The sequence below is a fragment of the Roseobacter insulae genome (assembly GCF_019375555.1).
GTDB classification, from domain to species: Bacteria; Pseudomonadota; Alphaproteobacteria; order Rhodobacterales; family Rhodobacteraceae; genus Roseobacter; species Roseobacter insulae.
In genome coordinates, this window is the sequence record NZ_JAHXDN010000001.1 from 195,674 (window position 1) to 215,953 (window position 20,280).

21 protein-coding genes are annotated in these 20,280 nt (G+C 56.0%); 15 read left to right on the forward strand and 6 right to left on the reverse strand.

Features of this window, described 5'->3' with window-relative positions; translation table 11 throughout:
• Positions 1-62: 62 nt before the first annotated feature.
• Positions 63-671: a TetR/AcrR family transcriptional regulator gene (locus KX928_RS00960; protein ID WP_219497918.1), complete on the reverse strand. Its 609-nt coding sequence runs from the start codon at positions 669-671 to the stop codon at positions 63-65.
• Between the two features lie 86 nt (positions 672-757).
• A complete protein-coding gene (locus tag KX928_RS00965; RefSeq protein WP_219497919.1) occupies positions 758-1,801 on the reverse strand; it encodes a glutathione S-transferase C-terminal domain-containing protein in 1,044 nt (347 codons plus the stop codon).
• A 602-nt stretch (positions 1,802-2,403) separates the two neighbouring features.
• Here KX928_RS00965 and KX928_RS00970 point away from each other — a divergent pair.
• Complete coding sequence (locus KX928_RS00970; RefSeq protein ID WP_219497921.1) at positions 2,404-3,240, forward strand: MBL fold metallo-hydrolase; 837 nt, start codon at positions 2,404-2,406, stop codon at positions 3,238-3,240.
• Between the two features lie 33 nt (positions 3,241-3,273).
• Here the strand turns inward: KX928_RS00970 and KX928_RS00975 are convergent, their stop codons facing one another.
• From KX928_RS00975 to KX928_RS00985, 3 genes are read right to left on the reverse strand one after another with little or no spacing between them, the layout of a single operon-like run.
• Complete coding sequence (locus tag KX928_RS00975; RefSeq protein ID WP_219497923.1) at positions 3,274-4,305, reverse strand: MBL fold metallo-hydrolase; 1,032 nt, start codon at positions 4,303-4,305, stop codon at positions 3,274-3,276.
• A 37-nt stretch (positions 4,306-4,342) separates the two neighbouring features.
• Positions 4,343-5,464 (reverse strand): enolase C-terminal domain-like protein, encoded by a 1,122-nt coding sequence (locus KX928_RS00980; protein ID WP_219497926.1) that lies wholly within the window; start codon positions 5,462-5,464, stop codon positions 4,343-4,345.
• Between the two features lie 2 nt (positions 5,465-5,466).
• Positions 5,467-5,859 carry a carboxymuconolactone decarboxylase family protein gene (locus KX928_RS00985; RefSeq protein ID WP_219497927.1) on the reverse strand — a complete coding sequence of 131 codons (393 nt, stop codon included), beginning with the start codon at positions 5,857-5,859 and terminating at the stop codon, positions 5,467-5,469.
• A 93-nt stretch (positions 5,860-5,952) separates the two neighbouring features.
• Between KX928_RS00985 and KX928_RS00990 the strand changes: the two genes are divergently transcribed.
• From KX928_RS00990 to KX928_RS01055, 14 genes are all read left to right on the forward strand, one after another.
• Entirely contained in the window at positions 5,953-6,798 is an 846-nt protein-coding gene (locus tag KX928_RS00990; protein ID WP_219497929.1) for a fumarylacetoacetate hydrolase family protein, read from the forward strand.
• Positions 6,799-6,834: 36 nt separating this feature from the next.
• Positions 6,835-7,767 (forward strand): TAXI family TRAP transporter solute-binding subunit, encoded by a 933-nt coding sequence (locus tag KX928_RS00995; protein WP_219497931.1) that lies wholly within the window; start codon positions 6,835-6,837, stop codon positions 7,765-7,767.
• A 3-nt stretch (positions 7,768-7,770) separates the two neighbouring features.
• Positions 7,771-9,645 carry a TRAP transporter permease gene (locus tag KX928_RS01000; protein ID WP_257883471.1) on the forward strand — a complete coding sequence of 625 codons (1,875 nt, stop codon included), beginning with the start codon at positions 7,771-7,773 and terminating at the stop codon, positions 9,643-9,645.
• 14 nt (positions 9,646-9,659) lie between these two features.
• On the forward strand, positions 9,660-10,238 hold the full coding sequence (locus KX928_RS01005; protein ID WP_219497935.1) for a TetR/AcrR family transcriptional regulator: 579 nt from the start codon (positions 9,660-9,662) through the stop codon (positions 10,236-10,238).
• A gap of 118 nt (positions 10,239-10,356) precedes the next feature.
• Positions 10,357-10,761, forward strand: coding sequence for a MarR family winged helix-turn-helix transcriptional regulator (locus KX928_RS01010; protein ID WP_219497938.1), 405 nt, complete (start codon positions 10,357-10,359; stop codon positions 10,759-10,761).
• 88 nt (positions 10,762-10,849) lie between these two features.
• A complete protein-coding gene (locus KX928_RS01015; protein ID WP_219497940.1) occupies positions 10,850-11,608 on the forward strand; it encodes an SDR family NAD(P)-dependent oxidoreductase in 759 nt (252 codons plus the stop codon).
• A 45-nt stretch (positions 11,609-11,653) separates the two neighbouring features.
• On the forward strand, positions 11,654-12,199 hold the full coding sequence (locus KX928_RS01020) for a hypothetical protein (protein WP_219497942.1): 546 nt from the start codon (positions 11,654-11,656) through the stop codon (positions 12,197-12,199).
• A gap of 38 nt (positions 12,200-12,237) precedes the next feature.
• Positions 12,238-13,011, forward strand: a complete 774-nt coding sequence (locus KX928_RS01025; protein WP_219497944.1) for a hypothetical protein — start codon at positions 12,238-12,240, stop codon at positions 13,009-13,011.
• 278 nt (positions 13,012-13,289) lie between these two features.
• Positions 13,290-14,399, forward strand: coding sequence for a LacI family DNA-binding transcriptional regulator (locus KX928_RS01030; protein ID WP_219497947.1), 1,110 nt, complete (start codon positions 13,290-13,292; stop codon positions 14,397-14,399).
• 176 nt (positions 14,400-14,575) lie between these two features.
• Positions 14,576-15,631: a TRAP transporter substrate-binding protein DctP gene (gene dctP / locus KX928_RS01035; RefSeq protein WP_219497949.1), complete on the forward strand. Its 1,056-nt coding sequence runs from the start codon at positions 14,576-14,578 to the stop codon at positions 15,629-15,631.
• A 47-nt stretch (positions 15,632-15,678) separates the two neighbouring features.
• A complete protein-coding gene (locus tag KX928_RS01040) occupies positions 15,679-17,688 on the forward strand; it encodes a TRAP transporter large permease subunit (RefSeq protein WP_219497951.1) in 2,010 nt (669 codons plus the stop codon).
• 15 nt (positions 17,689-17,703) lie between these two features.
• Complete coding sequence (locus KX928_RS01045) at positions 17,704-17,985, forward strand: YciI family protein (RefSeq protein WP_219497952.1); 282 nt, start codon at positions 17,704-17,706, stop codon at positions 17,983-17,985.
• A 21-nt stretch (positions 17,986-18,006) separates the two neighbouring features.
• Entirely contained in the window at positions 18,007-19,014 is a 1,008-nt protein-coding gene (locus KX928_RS01050; RefSeq protein ID WP_219497954.1) for a Gfo/Idh/MocA family protein, read from the forward strand.
• Positions 18,986-19,789, forward strand: coding sequence for a hydroxypyruvate isomerase family protein (locus KX928_RS01055; RefSeq protein ID WP_219497956.1), 804 nt, complete (start codon positions 18,986-18,988; stop codon positions 19,787-19,789). Before KX928_RS01050 ends, KX928_RS01055 begins: the two co-directional genes overlap by 29 nt.
• Before the next feature lie 13 nt (positions 19,790-19,802).
• Here KX928_RS01055 and KX928_RS01060 read toward each other — a convergent pair whose 3' ends face one another.
• Entirely contained in the window at positions 19,803-20,264 is a 462-nt protein-coding gene (locus KX928_RS01060) for a DMT family transporter (RefSeq protein WP_219497958.1), read from the reverse strand.
• Positions 20,265-20,280 lie beyond the last annotated feature (16 nt).

Here is a 20,280-nt window from a genome sequence, read left to right on the forward strand (position 1 = left end):
CGACGCAAGTCTTTGTAGACCAAGGACTGATCGACTAGTGGGTGCGAGTCAAAGAGCGGCCCCTACCCAAGCACCAGGTCGACAACGCCAACTAAACGATCGGATAGCTCGCCGCGGGTCTCGCCAGCGCGTGCGCGGATCGACAAACTGTGCATTGCGGCCAAGAGTACTGCAGCCCGCTCGCGTCCTGAGACGCGGTCCGACAACCGCCCATCATCAATTGCCGCCGAAAATCGATCGGCGAGTAGGCTTTCTGTCGCTGTGTGGCCTGCCCTACAGAACGTGCCGACGTCTTGTACTCGACCCGCGATCTCCGCCGCCGCACCGGCAATCATACATCCCGGTGGGGTGTCCGGGTCGGTGGCGTTGCGAAGCGAAGTCTCCAAGAACCCACGAACGGCTAGGGTCAAATCGTCTTCAGCGTTGAATGCTGCTAAAGGCTCGGCTCCAACCGTCGACGCATATCGGTCGAGAGCTGCAAGAAACAATCTCTCTTTGTTGCCGAAGCGCCGGTAGATGCTTGGCTTCGTCGCCCCAAGATCACGCGCAATGTCATCAATATCGGTCTTGGCATATCCGTAACGCCAAAACCGAAGCATTGCAGCGTCTAACGCTTCGTCTCGACCAAAGGCCTGCGGGCGGCCGCGTCGTTTTGGAGTGTTTTGGTCCAAGTCCTACCTCTGATTTGGTATTTTGAATTCCGAAGGGCCTTCGGAGTTGGACGCGCAAAGCGGCCGCCACTGCGCTTTACCCCATTCTAGGTTTCAACTAAATCAGGATGGCGATAAGCCTCCGGGTAGCGCATCGGCTTGATCGGGCCGCTTGGGATTACTTTGTTCCATGTGCGCCCAAAATAACCTTGGCGACAATGGATCAGAGATCCACTTTCCACCACTCCTGGCAGCGCGTAAACGCGGCAGAGCCAATGCCAGAGATGCGGGTAGTCGAGGAGACGGGCGCCGTTGAGCTTCATACGAACATAGTAAACTGGGTCGTGGCGATATAGAGTCGGGAAAAGCCGCAGATCAACCTCGGTGAAACGCTCCCCAGTCAGAAAAGGTCGACCATCCTTGAGCTTGGCCTCAAGCTCATCAAAAGCCGCGAAGTAGTTCTCAAATGCCGTCGCGTAGACAGCTTGGTCGCTCGAAAACCCAGCTTTGTAGGAGCCATTGTTGATGTTGACATAAATGAAGGTGTTCAGCTCATCAATCTCGCGCCGTAGCTCCGCACTTTCCGCTTCGTTTGGGTAGAGGTTTGGCAGCGCATCGCCGGTCAGGTCGCTGCCCAAAGCTCGAGCATGCGCGCCAAGCATGCGAACAATTTCAGCGCTTTCATTTGAGACGATCCGTTTGGTCCGCTTGTCGTACAGGATCGGCACCGACCGTTCTTCGGACCCTTCCGCGGCGTAGATCTCCTGCGCCAGGCGGTATCCTTGCCCCGTTCCAGTCTCAGCGGTGCATTCGGGTAACACCTCGCCGGTCAGGGGCGACCGACGCTCCGGTGCAAATTGCCAGAAATTCGGGCCCGCCGGATCGTATTCATCCGTCCGATTTGGATAGGCCACATCCATCGAGACCGATTGGGTCAAGCCCAAGACACCCCGCGCGAGGGTGACACGGTGGCACCAGGGGCAATTGAGCGCGACAAACAGGTGATAGCGACCCGGTTCCGCCGGGAAGACGCCGCTTTCACCAATCACATGGCGAAACTGGCTAACCCCGCGCACGAATTCGCCCCGCGCGCGGCGGGCATCGGCGGCGGCCTGGTTTTCCTCTTTTGAATTATCGACGACACTTTTCATGCCTTACCTTCGTCTGCGAAATTGAAACATAATGGACCCAGCCAGGAGTTTTTCATCCGCCAGATGACTTTGTCCGCAGCCTTAGCCGGATCATATAGCTCTGCCTTGAGCATCCGACCAACCACCCAAACGTCAGACGTGCGACTAAACACTTGCACGTTGAATGGTGAATCCCGGACGGCCTTTCCGTCCGTCGCAAAGATGGAGGACCAACAGAAGCCGGTATCGAAAAAGCATCCCGTTGTTTCGAATTTACAGATCAAATCCTGTTCTGCGCAAATTTCTGTTCGTCCCGGAATATGGCCATTGCTTGGTCATTTTCTGAACCCCACGGTTTGGAGCGCGGAAGCGGGTCTTGACATATTACCATCCGTAGCCATTTCGTACTAATACGTACTTAAATGTAGTTTGAATGTATGGCAATACAATCCGGAAAGAGAAGCAACAATATGTCACCGAAGACAATGACACGACGGACTGCATTCGGCTTACTGAGCGGAAGCGCTGCCGCGGCACTGGTTCATCCAACTCCAACCATTGCACAGAGTATGCCAGCAACGACCCTACAAGTCCCAGGTGTGTATCGGACACAGGTCGGGAATATGACTGTCACCACGCTATACGATGGGGAAATCCGTCGCGAAGTGACAGAAGATTACATCCGCAACGCCTCCCTTGAAGATCTGCAAACGTCCCTTGAGGAGGCGTTTCTTCCCACCACCCATTTCAACAATCCCTACACTTTCACCGCCGTGGAAATCGACGGTCGCCACATCTTGATCGACGCGGGTACAGGTGATCTTCTGGCACCTAGCATTGACGACGGCGCCCGCGCCATGGCTGCCGCGGGCCTTGACCCCAACGCGGTGGAATTGGTCGTACTCACGCATTTTCATCCCGATCACGTTGGTGGTATCGCGGATGCCGATGGCAGGCCCACCTTTCCAAATGCGGTCGTTCTGTTTCCGGAGGTCGAATACGCGTTCATTCACAACGATCAGGCTGTAAGTGCCTTGCCAGCGACGATGCAGGATTTCGCCGCCGCTGCGCGGGCAAAGCTTTCAGCCTATGGTGACGCACTGAGGTTGTTTGCGGATGGGGAAATCCTCGCGCCAGGCATACGGGCATCCGCAAGCCCCGGTCACACACCCGGTCACATGTCCGTCGTGCTGGAAAGCGAGGGCGAGATATTGATCGTTGTGGGGGATGCGATCACTTATCCGGCACTGTTTGTCCCCAATCCGGGATGGCATGTGGTTTTTGATGCTGACGGACCGCGGGCCGAAGCCACGCGCCGAGACCTACTTCGCCGCGCACAAACAAGCTGTGCGCGTGTCATTGGGACCCATTTTCCGTTCCCGTCCATCGGCAGGATCTTTGTACGCAACGGTCGTTTCGCATACGTCCCAGAGCAATGGACAAATGCGCTCGGAGGGTAGGAGCGGCTCACGGCCACGCCTGCGCGTTTGTCATCAATTCTCGCGAAACTGCCGAGGATTGCTGCTGCTCTGGCCGGATAAGCGCCATCCCTGAAGCGTCCAGCCGATGTTCAGCTCAATCAAGCGATCGCGGCTTGGAACGCCAGCGGATGTGCGCCAGTCCGGGAACGCGTCGACGATAGTTGATTTGATACGGGAAACGCCGTCTTCCAGAATTGCGCCATCTCCTACCTCCAATTCGGCCTCGACAAGGCTGCGGAAAGTTTCGAGGTAGGCGATCTGATCCGCGACGAGAGTGTCGAAGTCGCCTGCAGGCCCGTGGCCGGGGGCGATCACCTGTGCATCCGGGAACAGACTCCGCAACTTCTTCAACTGATTAAGCCAGCTGTCGAGTTCACCTTGATAGAAGACCGGAGTTGTCTTGTTGTTAACCAGATCTGCCGAAAATAGCACGCGCTCTTCGGGCGCATATAGAAGGGCCGTTTCGAGCGCCTCGTTGGCCCGCAGAACCGAGACGTCGAGTTCGACTCCACCGCTTTCGAAGGTTTGTGCATGTTCGAGGCCGACCTCCGGTACAGGTATCTCGGAGGGGATATCCGATCCGAAGTCTTCAATCCGGTTGGCGTAAAAGCCGTGTTCGTCGTTCTGGATCACACGGCGCACCACATCAGTCGAAAAGGCCGGAGCGCCCGAAGCCGCTGCACGATAGGTCTCAAGACCGCCGTAATGGTCTGAATGCATGTGTGTTATGAGGATCGCTGAGATTTCGGAGGTCGCACGACCGGTCAAAGCAGGAAACGCATTCAGAGCCTCTTCGGCCTCAGGGATGCGCCAGAGTGTGTCGATGGCCACCGTGCCCTCCGACCCTCCGATAAAGTAGGTGTTTATGGAATGGTTGCGCACCGAGTCGACGCGGTAACCCCGGATGCGTCCAGTGACGTCGAACGGGCTGGCCGTCGGACCGGACGGTCCAACCGAGGCGTCCTGCTGTGCCCAGGCAGTCTGCACAAATGGGGTGGCCAGTGTTGCAGCGGCCGACGCCATCAAGAATTGTCGTTTGTTCACGATGAAACTCCCTTGGTGTGATCAATAGTATCCGATTTCATTCAACGGTGCGGTCCGATTTCAGGAAGCGCACAACCTCGTCCTCGTTCCATTCGATGCCGGAACCGGGGCGATCGGGTGGTACGGCGAACCCGGAGGTGACGGTCAACGGGTCCCGGATTAGGTCGCTACCCCAGTCCACGTATTCCAGCCAACCTGCCGTCGGGGTCGCGGACAGCAAATGAACTGAGAATTCTGGAGATAGATGACTTGAAACTTCGATGCCGCGCTCGGCGGAAAACTGAGCGGTGTGCATCCATCCTGATACGCCTCCAATGCGCAACACATCGGGCATGAGTTGGGAAAATGCTCGTGCGTCGGAGGCGCGCTTCACGCTGTCAAAGCCGTAGTAATTTTCGCCCATCATGATGGGCGTCGAGAGGCTGTCGACAAGCTCGGCCGACAGTGCCGTGTCGTCCGACGGTACGGGTTCCTCGATCCACAGCAAATCGAGATCGTCGAGCGCCAGCACGCGCTCCTTGGCATTTGAAGGCGTCAGGTGCTGGTTGAAATCGATCGACACACTGACGTTCTGCGGGATCGCGCGGCGGATGGTTCGCACAGCATCGACATCGTCTCGCCCGCTTTCCCTTCCCCCGCGGCATTTGATGTGGGTAAATCCGCCCTCGTCGATCAGTTCACCAGCCTCACGCGCCAATTCGTCGAGAGAAGCCAAACCCAACCCGTTGCTGTTGTAGGCACGGATTGATTTGGGTTGAGCACCGAGGGCAGCGTAGAGTGGCATGTCTGCCGACCGTGCCATTGCATCGTGAAGCACCATATCCAGGATCGATTGCGCAAAGCGCACGATCCCCTGCCGCCCAAGCAGCTGAAACCTGTTCAGCAAGTCTTCAGTGATCTGAGGAAGATCTCCCGGAGAGATGTGTCTTCCAATGAGGTCTTGGGCCAGCGCGCCAATGGCGGCTCCTATGAGATGCGGCCCTTGCTCGTGGAAGCCAAAGGCCGGGACCCGCCCGACGACGCCTTCATTCGTGTGAAGGTCTACAAGCAGAATAGGTGCCCTTTCAAAAAAACCGGCCCGCGTTGCGAGCGGGCGTCGAAACGGTACCAGAACTTCTCTCAGGCGCACCGAGCTGACCGTGACCCCGGCGGTTTCCAAGGTCACGTCGTTGTCCTTGCGTCGATGACGTCCAGCGCGACACTGAAGGCACCCTGGCCTGCAGGGAAACCGCCATATGCAGTAATCTGCAATAATACTTCGCGGAGCTCAGCGATATCCATGCCGTTGTCCAACGCGACGCTCATGTAGTTGGCGAGTTCCCTCGATTGACCGCGGTAGGCTAGGATTGCGATGGCAACTATGATCCTGCTTTTCAGCGGAGCGCCCTCGCGCGCCCACACACGCCCAAAAAGATGTTCTGTGACCATCTCCTGAAAGTCAGGTCCCAATGGGTGGCTGGACGCACGTTCCATCGCTCCGTCGACCCATTCAGATCCCAGAAGTTTCCGGCGAAGTTGTAAGCCTCTTTTGAAATCGGATGAACCGTCCGCCACTGAAAAACCTCCTTGTCAGCGTTTGAATCATCTTGTATCGATCAGTACAACAATACGTCAAGTCGAAATCTTTGGAAGTCAGGGAGGCACCTCATGAAAATCGTTCGCTGGGGAAAATTGGGTCAGGAGACATTTGGGATTATCGATGATTCGCGGATCGCGGACCTATCGGAAGTCTCCGAGCTGGATGGTATCGCGCCATTCACCAGCGACTGGTTTGCGGCCATTCGGACTACGAAATTGGATACCTTGCCGACCGTGGAGGATGGCGTCCGTATTGGGGCGTGCATTCCTCGGCCTGGAACGTTGTTGTGCATTGGTCTGAACTATTCCGACCACGCCGCAGAAGCTGGGATGAGCGCGCCTGCTGAGCCGGTAATGTTTATGAAGGCATCTAACGCAATCACCGGACCCTTCGACCCAGTGCCGATGCCAGCCGGCACATTGAAGCTGGATTGGGAGGTGGAGCTGGGCGTTGTCATTGGCACGGGCGGATCGAACATCGCTCGTGCGGACGCATTGGCGCACGTCGCTGGCTATTGCACCGTAAATGATCTTTCGGCTCGTGACTGGCAGCTCGAGGGAACTGGTCAATGGGTTAAGGGCAAGTCCTTCCCCGGAGCTGCGCCCGTGGGGCCTTGGCTGGTCACACCAGACGAAGTTGGTGATCCCCAGAGCCTATCCCTTAGTCTTCAGGTTGACGGCTCGCAAAGACAGTCTGGCTCGACACGAAAGATGATCTTCGATGTTGCCACGATCATCGCAGAAGCCAGCCGTTACATGGCGCTTGAACCGGGCGACCTGATCGCCACGGGTACGCCGGCCGGTGTGGGCATGGGCCACACGCCTCCGGTGTATTTGCGGGCAGGTCAAAGAGTGCGCACCGAGGTCGAGGGGCTGGGTGCGCAAGACGTCATGATCACTGCGAAAGCAGGCTAACAATACCACTTTTTACGTCAATCAAGGGAGGACAATATGTCAAAATTTATAGGGTATGTGCTGTGTATTGGGCTGCTCGCCGGAGCAGCAACTGTTTCCGCGGAGACACTGAAGGTAGTCACGGGATCACAGGGGGGGCAATGGTACCCCTTGGGTGGCGCGCTGAAAGCCGTGGTGGAGGAGCGGAACCCTGAGCTCCGCCTGCAGGTTCTGCCCGGGGGAGGCGTGAGCAACGTGATCGCAATCGATCAGGGCAAAGCCGACATCGGGATCACGTTCAACGTGTCGACTGTTGACGGTATGGCGGGGGCTGATCCCTTTCCAGAGGCGACACAGGACGTCTGTCATCTCGCCACACTGTTTCCAAGTTTCTACCAGCTGGTGACGATCTCGGGCAGCGGGATTGGTGACCTCGGTGATGTCGGAAACGCATCGCTGACGACGTCCAAGCGCGGCTCCACGACCGAAGGGATCAACCGGCAATTGCTAGGCGTGCTTGGCCTTGACTATGACGATCTGAATGGAACCAGTTTCACGTCGTTCACGGATTCAGTTTCATTGATGAAAGACGGCAACGCGGACCTTTTCATCGTGGGCACGAGTGTGCCGACTGCCGCTGTTATGGATCTGGCCTCTTCGCGCTCAGTGTCGCTGCTGCCCATGACAGGTGACATTATGGCGCGGATGCGTGAAATCAATGCAGGATACATCGAAGGTGTCATTCCCGCTGGCACATATCCAGGTCACGATACCGACGTCCCAGCGATCGAATTCGCAACGCAAATCATCGTCCGTTGCTCTCTCGAAAACGATATCGTCGCGGCATTGGCCAACGCGCTCCACGAAGGAGTCGAGGACCTCGTTTCGGTCAATGCTGGGATGCGCGGCCTCGGGCCGGTGGAGTTCTCAAGGGATGTGGGCGTTCCGCTTCACCCGGCCGCGGCCAAATACTGGGCCGAGGCGCAGTAAAAGATGCGGTGTTCTCCTCTCGACAAGGGGCTTGTGTCCCTTGTCACCGCAATCGGGGTCGCTATGGCGATCGTACATATGTCGGTCGCGGCCTTTGGTGGACCAGCCCCTCTTGTGTTCAGATCGGAGCATCTGGCCTTTGCCATAGCACTTGCGTTTCTTCCAGATGTCCGGATGGGCAGGCTTCCCGACCGATTTTTGTCGCTCAGCTTGACTGTCTTCGGTCTTTGCGCGACCGCATACATCGTACTCGCTGCGGACCATATTTTTCAGCGCATTGCGTACATCGATCCTCTCACATCGGTACAGCTTGTGCTCGGCAGCGCTCTTGTTCTCGTTATACTCGAGGCCACGCGGCGCAGAGTTGGCCTGCCGCTCGCCCTGACGGCAGCCACGTTCATCGCTTATGCTCTCGCGATTGGGGACATCGAATACGGCGCTTTAATGGAGCAGCTCTACCTCACGACCGATGGTATTTTCGGAATTCCGATGGGTGTGTCGGCCACCTATGTCAGCCTGTTCATCATCTTTGGTGTCATGGTCGAGCGGTCAGGTGCTGGTCGACTGTTCATGGATGCAAGCCTTGCCCTTGTGGGGCATACCTCTGGCGGGCCCGCAAAAGTTGCGTGCGTGACAAGCGCGTTTTTTGGGTCGGTTTCCGGATCCGCCGTAGCGAACGTCATGACCACTGGCGCCTTCACGATCCCGCTGATGAAGCGTACCGGATATCGGCCAGCTTTTTCGGGTGCCGTTGAGGCGGTTGCGTCGACCGGCGGGCAGTTCATGCCACCTATCATGGGCGCCACCGCGTTTGTGATGGCGGAGTTTCTCGGGGTTAGCTACCTGCAGGTGGCCGCATACGCTGCAGTCCCAGCACTGCTATATTTTCTTGCGCTTTTTGCTGCTCTACACTTTGAAGCCAAACGCAACGGGCTGTCCGGGTTGCCACGTGCCGATCTGCCGCAGTTCGGCAAGGTTTTGCGCCGCGAAGGACACCTCGCACTGCCTCTCGTGCTTTTGATCTTCGTGCTTGGCTCCGGCTACTCGGCTGGTCTCGCTGCGCTGAGTGGCATTCTCGCGGTCGTGCCTGCGACATGGCTGCGTGCACACACGCGGCAAGTCTTTAATCCATTATCCTTGATCGAAGCGCTTGCGGCTTCGGCGAAGGCTGTCGTGCCTGTCGCGCTGGCCTGTGCTTGTGCGGGGATCGTGATCGGTGTTGTCACGCTGACCGGATTGGGGATCGAGTTTGCGAGCCTGGTGATTTCGGCGGCCGGCAGCAGCCTCATGCTCGCGCTAATCCTTACCATGCTGGCTGGCATCGTTCTTGGCATGGGTATGCCAACGACCCCTGCCTACGTCATTCAGGTGTCGTTACTCGTGCCGGCTGTCGTAAAACTGGGCGTCGAACCGGCAGCTGCGCATTTGTTCGTGCTCTACTTTGCCGTACTTTCGAACATTACACCTCCGGTGGCGATGGCGTCGCTCGCTGCGAGCGCAATTTCCGGGGCGCGCCTTGGAGAGACGTCGAGGATAGCGCTGAAACTTGCAGCAACAGCATATCTGGTGCCGTTCCTCTTCGCGCTTTATCCGGCGCTTCTTTTAATCGGTGAGCCGTCAGAGATTGTTTTGTCGACCGCTACGGCTTTGATTGGCGTCGTCGCCCTAGCCGCAGGTTTCACAGGTTGGCTGATCAACTCGCTACGACTATTTGAGCGTGTCATCATGCTCTGTGCATCTGGTGCATTTTTGCTGCCCGGAGTGGCAACTGATATCATCGGCACCGTGGTATTCTCTGCATTCTGTATATATCAGTACAAAATACGTGCACGCGACACCTCCGCTCTGGCTGTGCCGGCGCCTGAGAAAGCAAATTAGATCGGACAGAAGAAATGGTTGGCGTAAAGACCTTCGACACCGAAGAAGCTCTCACAACGATCATGGAAGTCTTTCGCGAGAAGGGCTACGCGGGTACGTCTCTGGGCGACCTGGAAAAGGCGACGGGCCTGCCGCGCACGAGCCTATACAATGCTTACGGGAATAAGAACGCACTCTACGATGCAGCCATTCGGCTGCATCGTGTCAAACTGGGCTACCCTCTTCTGGCCGAGCTCAAGCACCCCGACATTCGCGTTGCTTTGAGAAACATGCTGTTCAAACAGATTGAGGGCCTGTCGCAGCAGGACAAACCCGTCGGCTGTCTAGTGACAAATTCCTGCGCTGATCTTGGTGCTCTTTCCAGCGACCTCGACGACACCGTGCGTGAGATGATGGAGGAATTCGAAGACGCCCTGAAATCACGCTTCACGATAGCGTTGGCGTCTGGCGATCTCGACCCGAACACAGATGTGGTTTCAATGGCCCGTTACTTTCTGTCCATTTCACGAGTTATTCCCCTGATGTATAGGGCGAGCGGCGACCTTTCATACGTCAAACAGGTTGCCGAGACCGCTTTGTCCGTCCTACGCTAAAGCGCCGGCGCGGCACCCTCTTTTCCATCAGCTTACTGGTCCAAGATATGCTGCCGAACCAGGCAATTTTGGCGGGTTTCTGCTTGCAATTGGCTAGTCGCGGGTATATACCCACAATATGGAAAACGGAAATTGCATCTGTACATCCCTCCGGCGCGCTGCGCGTTTCAGCAGCGAGCTTTATGACGATGCTCTGGCCCCGTCCGGCCTCAAAGTCACGATGTACCGCCTCTTGAAACAGATCCGGGATCGCGAGTTTGAAAGCCTTACCGAACTGGCTGATCATCTTGATCTGGAGAGATCGACGCTCGGGCGCAACATCAAGGTGCTTGAACGCCGCGGACTGGTTGCGCGCCATCAAGGCGCGGACGAACGGGCGATGAATGTCGAACTGACCCAATCTGGAGAAGATGCTTTAGCGGAGGCGGAGCCGCTCTGGTTCGCTGCACAAAAAGAGATGCGCTCGCGGCTCGATGATTCAGTTGATGATCTGCTGCGCTTACTCGACCAAATAGAAGCCTAAATGGAAAAGTTGGCCATACATCTTTTGCCCTAATGTGGGTATATACAACAATATGCGTGAAGAACAAAATGCGCAGAGGAGAAATTACATGTCGTTTGATGCACTTTCGCTTGAAGGCAAGACCGCCGTCCTGACCGGTGGGTCCTCTGGAATAGGTCTGGAGACAGCGCGCCTAATGGTTTCGCGGGGAGCCCGTGTTTTGATAACTGGCCGCGATCAGAATAAACTGGATGAGGTCGGCAATCGCATTCCCGGTCTCTTAACTCTTCAATCAGATGCCGGTTCATCTGAGGACTGCAAGAACCTAGCCGCCGAAGCGAAGTCGCTCTTTGGCTCACTCGATATTTTCGTCGCGAATGCAGGTGTCACGCCATTTCAACCGCTTGGAAACTGGGACGCGAGCAAATTTGATGAGCTGATGGCGATCAATGTTCGCGGACCGTTCATGCAATTGCAGGAATTGAGGCCGCTCATGAACTCCGGTGGTTCGATTATTCTGATTTCGTCTATCGTCGCACGCAAGGCTGGTGAGGCGGTTGCGGCCTATGGCGCCAGCAAGAGTGCAGTCACTCTCATGTCGGCAGCGATGGTCAAACCCTTTGCCGAACGGGGTGTGCGCGTGAATACCGTTTCACCCGGTCCGATCGATACGCCTGCCTGGTCGAAAACCGGCCTGCCCGACGACGTAATTGCGAGCGTGCGTCAGGAACGAGTGACGAACAGCCCCCTGGGGCGGTACGGAACGCCAGAAGAGGTGGCCGAGGTCATCGCGTTTCTTGCGTCTCCGGCTGCGTCGTATGTGGCTGGAGCCGACGTGTTGGTCGATGGCGGTATTCTCAACGCCTGAGATCGGATCGCACGAAGTAAACCAGCAACAATAAGGAGAGCAATTGTGAAGATCGACAAACTGGTTGAGAGCGCCAGATATGCGGCGAGCAGCGCCGCACTGTGGGCGAACTTTCTTGATCGGCTTAGAGAAGATCTGCCGGTCGATCGGATATGCGCGGCCCTCCGCGTTGATCAATACACCGCCTACCTCCCTCGCGTCGCACAGATAAAGGAGCTTGAGCCGCTGCTCGGCGGCGCCGGCCTCTATGCCGACAGAGAGGTCAGCCGAACGTTTGATGTAATCGCGTCTGGTCGACCTTATCTCGCGGCGGCAAATGATTGGTTCGATTATCCCGACCTGGCATTCTACGCCGTAGCCGTCCGTTCGAACATCAAGCTTCCGGTCTCATTCGGCGGGTACCCCACTGTGCTCAACCTTTGGAGCCGGGAAGAAAATGCTTTCACGCAAGACCATCTCGCCCAGTTGGCGCCCATAGCAACGGCAGTGTCGCAGTCGCCGTTCCAACTTCAACTCGATCCGGTTGGCCTGGCTTTGCGCCGCACAAAGGATCTCATGACGTCGCGTGAAGACGCCCTGAAAGCAGCGTAGAGAAGCATTACAGCGAGCCCATCTGGTGGGCGCCATGGGTGTGGGATGACAATCGGGCCACTCTGATTGACCAATACCACCACGCCCGCTCACTGAACATCGTTCCCATCGCAAAAACCGGTCTGCGCCGCGCGTCAGACCGAAGGATAGCTCCTTGTCTGTACATCAATGAAAGGACTCAACATATGCAAAGCAAAACAACCTTCGTATTGGCCGCAATCTCGTTCCTCAGCGCATCGGGACCTGGCTGGTCGGACGGCAGGCATCCTGCCTTCTTTGACACCCCATACTCGGTCGATTGGTCGAATGTGGAAAAACGACAGAACGCCCTAAGCGCCATGCCAGAATTCATGGCGCCGGGTGCGCGCGTCTGGGATTGGGCTCAAGACGAGTCTGGCAATTTCGTCGTTTTGCAGGAGGGTGATGGAAGTTGGACATGTTTTCCGGACCGGCCGCAGACACCCTCGAATGACCCGATGTGCCATGATCCTGTTTTTCTTGAATGGATGCTGGCCAATGCGACCGGGCGCACCGCAGAGATAACCAGCGCTGGGTTGTCATACATGTTGCAAGGCGGTTCGGCGTTCACTCAGGACAGTCCTTTCATTACCGGGCCGCTCGACAGCGATGATTGGTATTACATGGGCCCTCACCTGATGGTCGTTCTTCCCGAGCGGTCGGACTGGGCGCTGGTCAATCGAGACACCTCGACAGGTCATCCGGTTATTGAAGCCCTCGCATTGGATCATCCCATCCTGCTCTTCCCGGTAGCGGCCCCGGATCAGGGGATCACTACTCACGGACTGCAGTGACTGAGTGTTTGGCCGGCGCCGCGTCGGCGTTGGCCTCCCCTGCCTGCACTACGGATCACATTGTTGACGCTGAAAAGGGCAATACTGTCGGATCTTTTATGTTTCGGAGAACGGAACATGCGAACTATTTCGGCTGAATAGTAAGCGGTCAGATGTTCTTGTTCCATCTCAATGAACCGCTTATATGCGCACTCTGTGCCTGTGCGGGCAGACGCAACAGGTGCGGCGCTGACGCGGTTCTGTCTACCGTGTCGACTCGGTCATTTAGGCTGACCGATGTGCGCAAACAGGCTGCCAACAACGGGCAAGATTTGGCATGGTTACGGAAATGCGCTATTCGGTGCGCAGGTTACGAGCAACGCGAAAGTGACAAGCTTATGCCACCTAAGATATCGGATGTTGCCCGACTAGCCAACGTGCACCCGTCGACTGTTTCCCGCGCGCTGGATCCAACAAAACGATCCAGAATTTCTGACGAAATCGTGGCCCGCGTGACCAAGATTGCGAATGACATCGGTTATCGCCCGAACGCTGTCGCCGCCAGTATGCGGACGGGGTCGACCCGAACGATTGGTGTGGTTGTTCATGATGTTAACGACCCGATTTATCCACCTCTGATCAAGGGACTTGAAGATGCCGTGCTGGACACTGGGCTCATGGTGATGCTTGGCAATGGCGGGTTCTCGGCCGACCGTGCAAGTGGTCTCGTGGATCGCATGATTGCGCGTGCGGTTGACGGCATTGTACTGGCGACAACTGTGCTTGACGATCCGCTTGTGGAGAAGTGCCTTGCGGCCAAGATTCCGACTGTATCGATGGTGCGGTATCCGCGCGATGGCAGCGTCACTTCGGTGGTGAACGACTGTGTTTCGGGGATGGAGCAGATGACCCAACATGTCATCGAGTGTGGCCATCAGCGCGTTGCCTGCATTGCTGGCCCGCAAACTTCGTCCGCGGGGCACAACCGTTTGATCGGGGTTCGATCAAGCCTGCACCGATCAGGGATCGATTTGCCGCCTGAGTTTCTGAAGATCACAGACCAACCCCGGATGGAGGCAGGATATGCTGCAACGATGGAACTGTTGTCATTGGCGACACCGCCCACTGCAATCATTTGCGTGAACGATGTTGTAGCGATGGGCGCGATGCGAGCCTGCCGAGAATTGGGAGTTTCCTGCCCGGAAGATGTGTCCATCACCGGGTTCAACAACGTTGCTTTTACCGAATTCGTAGCCCCTGGACTGACAACTGTGGCGGTTGATTTCCAGCGGATTGGTGATCTTGCCGGTCGCGCTTTGCTGTCAGAAATCGAAGGTAAATGCCCACAGAAAAATATCCAGACGGTACCTTGTCACGTTGTTTCCCGCGACTCACTCCGCGTGATTTAAGCTCTGTGAATCCGGCTTTCAGTAGAAAATAGACTTTCAAATTAAGAGCTTATGGATTGAACCAATTCTGTATGTTGACAGGTTAATGTGGCTGTGCAATCGATTGCACATGATGCGACGCTGGAGGAATGATCGCAGCCAACCAAAAAATAGAAGTAGTCTTGGGAGGATTATTCATGAAACGACTTACAAGCCGTGTGGCTGCTATCGCCCTATGCACGATGCCATTTACCGCAACCGCAGAAACGCTGGATTTCACGATTGGGTCGCCTTTGGCACCGGTGCTGCCTTGGGTTGGAGCGCTGCCCAACTCGTTTGTTGCAAATGCCAACACGTACCTTGAGGAAGCGGGCTCGGAGTTGCGCATCGACTGGACAGAAGCCTACTCAGGTACCCTCTACAAATTCCAGGACACCCTGGAGTCTGTTGAAAGCGGTATTGCGGATGTTGGCTGGGTCGGCACGATCTGGGAAGTCTCCAACATGCCCCTGATGCAAATGACATTCAGTACGCCGTTCGCAAGTCAGGATTTGGGCGTGTCGTTGTCGGTTGTGAACGATATCCACCGAGAGATTCCTGAGATGCAGGCCGCTTGGGAAGATTTCAACCAAGTATTCCTTGGTGCAGCAGGGGTCGAAACCTATCACATCTATTCTGTCGAGCCGATTGAAACGCTGGACGATCTGCAAGGTCTCAAACTCCTCGGCGGTGGAGCCGTGGGCTCATGGATTCAAGCCGCCGGTGCCACATGGGTCGAAGGCAGCACGGGAACCTTCTACCAACAAATGCAAACGGGTGTTGCGGATGGCGCAGTGATCATTCTGTCGGCGGGCTATCCGAACCGGTTCCATGAAGTTGCACCAAACCTCACCTTGGTCGGCCTGGGCGCACAAGTCATCGGGGGCGCAACCATTAACCTTGATCGTTGGAACGCCATGACCGAGGTCGAGCAAGACGTCTTTCGCCGCCTTGGTGAGGAATACAGCCTTTATAACTCAACCAAAGTTGAGAGCGTTCTCGAGGATTACATGTCCAAGACTATTGCCGAGGGCGGCATCGTGACGGAGATGGCAGATGCGGAAAAACTGCGGTGGGCTGAAGCCATGTCCCATCTTCCGCAACTCTACCTCGAACAAGGTGGCGACATCGCCTCAAAGGTGCTGAGCGCCTATATGTCCGGTGTTCGTGCTGCTGGGCAGACTCCGCTTGTGAACTGGGACGAGAACCTCTGAGAGTTTAGCGTTCGCCGTTAACCAGAGAAATCGCAAACAGTCTATCAATGGGAGATACGCTTATGGGTGAAAAGCCTTCAGGCAAAGCGCGCCTCGGCGTATTTGTAGCATCTTCTTCAAGCTGCAAAGTGAACAGAGCTCATCGCTACTACGGTGCGTTCACTCAAGGGATCAATAACATCGGGACCCTTTGGACCTTCTTTCTGATGGCCCTGATCCTAACGGATGTTTCGGGACGTTTCTTGTTCAACGCACCTTTGGTGGGTGTACCTGAAATAGTCTCGTACTCGATCGTTGCGATTGTCTTCCTCCAGTTGTCCAATACACTTTTCGTGGGACGCGTGACACAAACGACGCTCTTGTTGGATTATCAAAGACGCGCCGCGCCGATGGCGTGGCGCGTCTACAACCTTTTCTTTGCGACTATCGGCTTCGTCGTGTTCGTCTTGATCGTGAACGGGACGCTTCCTGTCTTCCTGAAAGCATGGGATCGCGGGACATTTTTTGGTAATCCTGCCGTGTTTACCGTGCCCCTTTGGCCCGTTTACGGTGTTGTCGTCTTTGGAGCCATGCTTGCCACGATTGAGTACCTGTTCAAGGCGGTGGTTTTTCTGAAGTCGCGCGCTTCCGAAGATGCGAACGGCCGCGATGTGCCGGCGGTGGGACCGCTTGGCGTTGCGGACTACACGCTGATCGCAGCGCTCGGCATCTTCTTTTTGGCCTGCATCGCGCTTATCGCGTCTGATCCGTCCCAACTACAGGTGGCTGTCACCTCGATTTTTGGTATCATCCTTCTAATTTATGCGGGTATGCCCGTTGCGATCTCATTGATCGCGATTTCGCTGCTGGGGATTTACTCGCTGAAAGGGCTGAAGCTGACAATCAGCACATTGGCGCTTTCGTCGACAGGCACCATCACGGAGTACATCTTTGGTGTCATCCCGCTCTTTGTTTTGATGGGGTTGGTCGTTAATGCGACCGGCGTTGGCAAAGACACCTTTAGCGTCGCGCAATGGCTCGTAGGTCGAATCAAGGGTGGTCTGGGCATATCAACCGTATTGGCGAATGCGATCTTTGCTGCCGTGACAGGTGTTTCGATTGCGTCTGCTGCAGTTTTCACTCGCGTGGCCACGCCCGAAATGATGCGCCACGGCTACAATACGCGGTTTTCTGTTGGTGTGGTCGCGGGATCGTCGATCTTGGGAATGCTTATCCCACCGTCCCTCTTGTTGATCGTTTATGCTGTGCTGGCCGAGGTCTCTGTCGGCAGTCTGTTTGTTGGGGCCATTGCGCCGGGATTGTTGATGGCGGTGTGTTTTGCGCTGGCGATATATTTGATGGCCAGGTTCACACCCAAGGCGATCTTTGACCGAGAAGCGCCCCTTGCAGAGGCTGAGCACATGACTGCGGCAACAGCTATGCTCATGATAACTCCCATTGCCATGTTGATACTTGTTGTGCTGGGCGGGATATATGGCGGGGTTTTCACGCCAACCGAAGCTGGAGCCGCTGGTGCGTTTGGTGCCATTCTCATTGGAGTTCTGAAGCGACGGCTGTCTTTCAAAAGCCTTTGGCGCGTGATGGTTGAGACTGGCCATATCTCTGTCAGCATTCTGTTCATGGTTATCGCGGCATCGGTCTACGGGCGTTTGCTGACCTTCACTGGCATCCCCAACGATATCGGCCATTGGGTGGCCGCTGCAGATCTTGGTCTACTCAGCTTCTTGATGATCTATTTGCTGATTATCGTGTTGATGGGGATGTTGCTCGATTCCGTGTCGATCATGCTTATCCTATTGCCCCTTGCCGTTCCGATTGCTTCGCTGCTTGGAGCAGATCTCATTTGGTTTGGTATCCTGACCGTAATCGCCGTTGAGGTCGGGTTACTGACACCGCCCCTCGGTATGGCGGTCTTCGTGGTCCATTCGACGCTGGACAGGGCTACCAATATCTCGGTTGGCGATATCTTCGTGGGTACATTCCCCTTCGTCATCGTGATGTTGCTGGTGACAGGCCTTTTAATTGCGTTTCCGCAAATCGTACTCTTCGCGCTTTAACTCAAGGACACTCAAATGCTTTACGTTATCCACGCTTTGGATCATCCAAACATGATCAACACACGCGCCTTGCACATCGATGCGCATCGGGCTTACGCCAAAGCTGCTACAACAATTGAGATCGCGATTTCAGGCCCGATGCTGGCGGACAATGGCACCGATATCATCGGTTCGTTGCTGATCGTAGAGGCTCCGGACCGGGCTACGGCGGAGGATTTCGCCAACAACGACCCGCTGAACAAAAAAGGTATCTGGCGTCAATTGGATATCACCGCCTTCAACCGCCGTGTCGGCTAGGCCTTAGTAAGGAGTGATGCCATGAAAGTAGCCGTTATTGGTCTTGGGTGGTGGGGCAAGCAGATCGTGACATGCCTTGAACCGAGCCCGCATCTTGATGTGACCCATGGGGTTGATATGGATCTGGAGGCCGTTGCACCTTTTGCGCTAGCGCATGATCTCGTCCTACTTAACAGTCTTGAGGCCGTTCTGGCGCACCCTGACGTGGATGGTGTTATCCTTGCGACACCCCATTCACTGCACGAGCAGCAGGTTCTGGCATGTGTGAACGCAGGCAAACAGGTCTTTTGTGAGAAACCTTTGGCGCTGAAGAAGGAAAGCGTCGATCGGATGCTGGCGCTGTGTCATGAAAAGGGGGTTGTTCTCGGCGTTGGCCATGAGAGACGCTATGAGCCCGCGATGGAGCACATCGCGCGACTGTTGCAAGACGGGACTATCGGAACGCTGCTTGCGATGGAAGCGAACTTCAGCCACGACAACTTCAAAAAGTTCACCGGAACCAATTGGCGGCTTAACAAGGCTGATAGTCCCGCTGGAGCGATGACAGCATTGGGTATCCACCTCACTGATATGTTCATCTCTCTGGCGGGACCGGTGCGAACCGTTTGGGCACAAACTGCAAGCCGTTCCTTTCAGGAACCTGCGGTCGATGTCGTCAGTGTCCTGCTGACCTTTGAGAGCGGGGTAACCGCGACGATGACCTGCCTGTCCAGCACGCCGTTTTATGGGCGGTTCACCGTGTTCGGAGACAAGGCTTGGGCTGAGTTGACCGAAATTTCGAATGTTGACGTCGATGACCCTGCGACAGTTGTGGTGCGCAAGGATGACGGTACCCGGGATGTGTTTGAATACGAGGCGATAAACACGGTTCTGGCCAACTTTGAAGCTTGGGCCGCCGCAGTGGAAAACCGCGCTGACTACCGTTTCACGGATGTGGAGAAAGCCCACAACGTGGAGATCCTCGAAGCGATTACACGCTCTGCGCACTCCGGTCGTCCTATTGAACTGGGGCGTGTCCATGGCGCTTAGATTCGCGGCAAACATCCACTTTCTCTACCTCGAATATGATTTTCTTGATCGGTTTAAGGCCGCTGCGGACGACGGGTTCGAGGGGATCGAGATGACCTTCCCATACGACGTGACCGCCGAGAAAACTGCACGCGCAGCGGCAGCGGCGGGCCTGCCGATTGTGGAATTTAACACTCCAGCGGGCGATCTTATACCCGGCAAACACCGGGGCCATGCGCCTAATCCAGGCGAAGGGGACATCTTTCTGAAGCATATCCAGAAAGGGGCCCGTTACGCGCGCGATGTTGGATGCCGTAAGGTGCTGACGCTTTCAGGTCTGAAGCGGCCTAACATCGCGTTTGCGGACCAACGGGCGTGTTACATAGACAACCTCAAGCGCGGAGCGGAGCTGTGCGCGAGCTATGACACCAAACTTTTGATCGAGCCGAACAACGTTGTCGATTTTCCCGGATACTTCCTTGAGACTATGGCTGACGTGCGCGCCTACATCGCCGCCGTGGATCACCCCAACCTCGGCGCTGTGTTCGACTTCTTTCATTCGCAGATCAACGAAGGTGACGTCACGCGGTGCTTTTCCGACAGCCTTGACCTGATCGACCATGTTCAGTTTGGCGATAATCCTGGCCGGCATGAGCCTGGTACCGGGGAATTGAACTTCGACCACCTGTTCAACGTGGTCGAAAACAGCGGCTACACCGGCTGGGTCGGCGCCGAGTACTTTCCCAGCGGCGCCTCCACGCACGCAAGTCTTGATTGGCTACGTCGCAGGCAGTGATCCATATCCGATGCTACCGGCCTGCATTGGCCACAACAGGCAGGTTGAACACCACCACACCAGCCACCACCAAAATCAGTCCGGCAACGCGGTTCAGCGTCAGCATGCGCATCTCTGTGCCGAACAGCCCGAAATGGTCTGCGAGGGCTGCGCCAAGCGTCATGCCGCAAAGAAAAACTACGATATACGCCGCGCCACCGATCTTTGCCACAGTCACGACAGAACCGAGGACGAAAATCGCGCCGATCACTCCTCCTAAGAAACTCCACTTGGGAACATCCGCCAAGCCGCCAAGCCGCAGCGTTCCCGATACCAACGCAAAGCACAACAAGATCGACCCTGTTAGAATCGCCGAGACAACAGAACTGGAAATGGCGCTCCCCAAACGTCGCGCGAGGTCGGCGTTAATGATCGGCTGCCATGCCACGACAACACCGATCGCTACTCCAACCAGAGAAAATATAGCAAATTTCATGTGTTAGGACCCTTCA

Coding starts and splice junctions, on each gene's coding strand:
- KX928_RS00965 (WP_219497919.1), bottom strand. CDS start 1,801: ATGAAAAGTGTCGTCGATAATTCAAAAGAGGAAAACCAGGCCGCCGCC.
- KX928_RS00970 (WP_219497921.1), top strand. CDS start 2,404: ATGACTGTCACCACGCTATACGATGGGGAAATCCGTCGCGAAGTGACA.
- KX928_RS00990 (WP_219497929.1), top strand. CDS start 5,953: ATGAAAATCGTTCGCTGGGGAAAATTGGGTCAGGAGACATTTGGGATT.
- KX928_RS00995 (WP_219497931.1), top strand. CDS start 6,835: ATGTCAAAATTTATAGGGTATGTGCTGTGTATTGGGCTGCTCGCCGGA.
- KX928_RS01000 (WP_257883471.1), top strand. CDS start 7,771: ATGCGGTGTTCTCCTCTCGACAAGGGGCTTGTGTCCCTTGTCACCGCA.
- KX928_RS01005 (WP_219497935.1), top strand. CDS start 9,660: ATGGTTGGCGTAAAGACCTTCGACACCGAAGAAGCTCTCACAACGATC.
- KX928_RS01010 (WP_219497938.1), top strand. CDS start 10,357: ATGGAAAACGGAAATTGCATCTGTACATCCCTCCGGCGCGCTGCGCGT.
- KX928_RS01015 (WP_219497940.1), top strand. CDS start 10,850: ATGTCGTTTGATGCACTTTCGCTTGAAGGCAAGACCGCCGTCCTGACC.
- dctP (WP_219497949.1), top strand. CDS start 14,576: ATGAAACGACTTACAAGCCGTGTGGCTGCTATCGCCCTATGCACGATG.
- KX928_RS01040 (WP_219497951.1), top strand. CDS start 15,679: ATGGGAGATACGCTTATGGGTGAAAAGCCTTCAGGCAAAGCGCGCCTC.
- KX928_RS01045 (WP_219497952.1), top strand. CDS start 17,704: ATGCTTTACGTTATCCACGCTTTGGATCATCCAAACATGATCAACACA.
- KX928_RS01050 (WP_219497954.1), top strand. CDS start 18,007: ATGAAAGTAGCCGTTATTGGTCTTGGGTGGTGGGGCAAGCAGATCGTG.
- KX928_RS01060 (WP_219497958.1), bottom strand. CDS start 20,264: ATGAAATTTGCTATATTTTCTCTGGTTGGAGTAGCGATCGGTGTTGTC.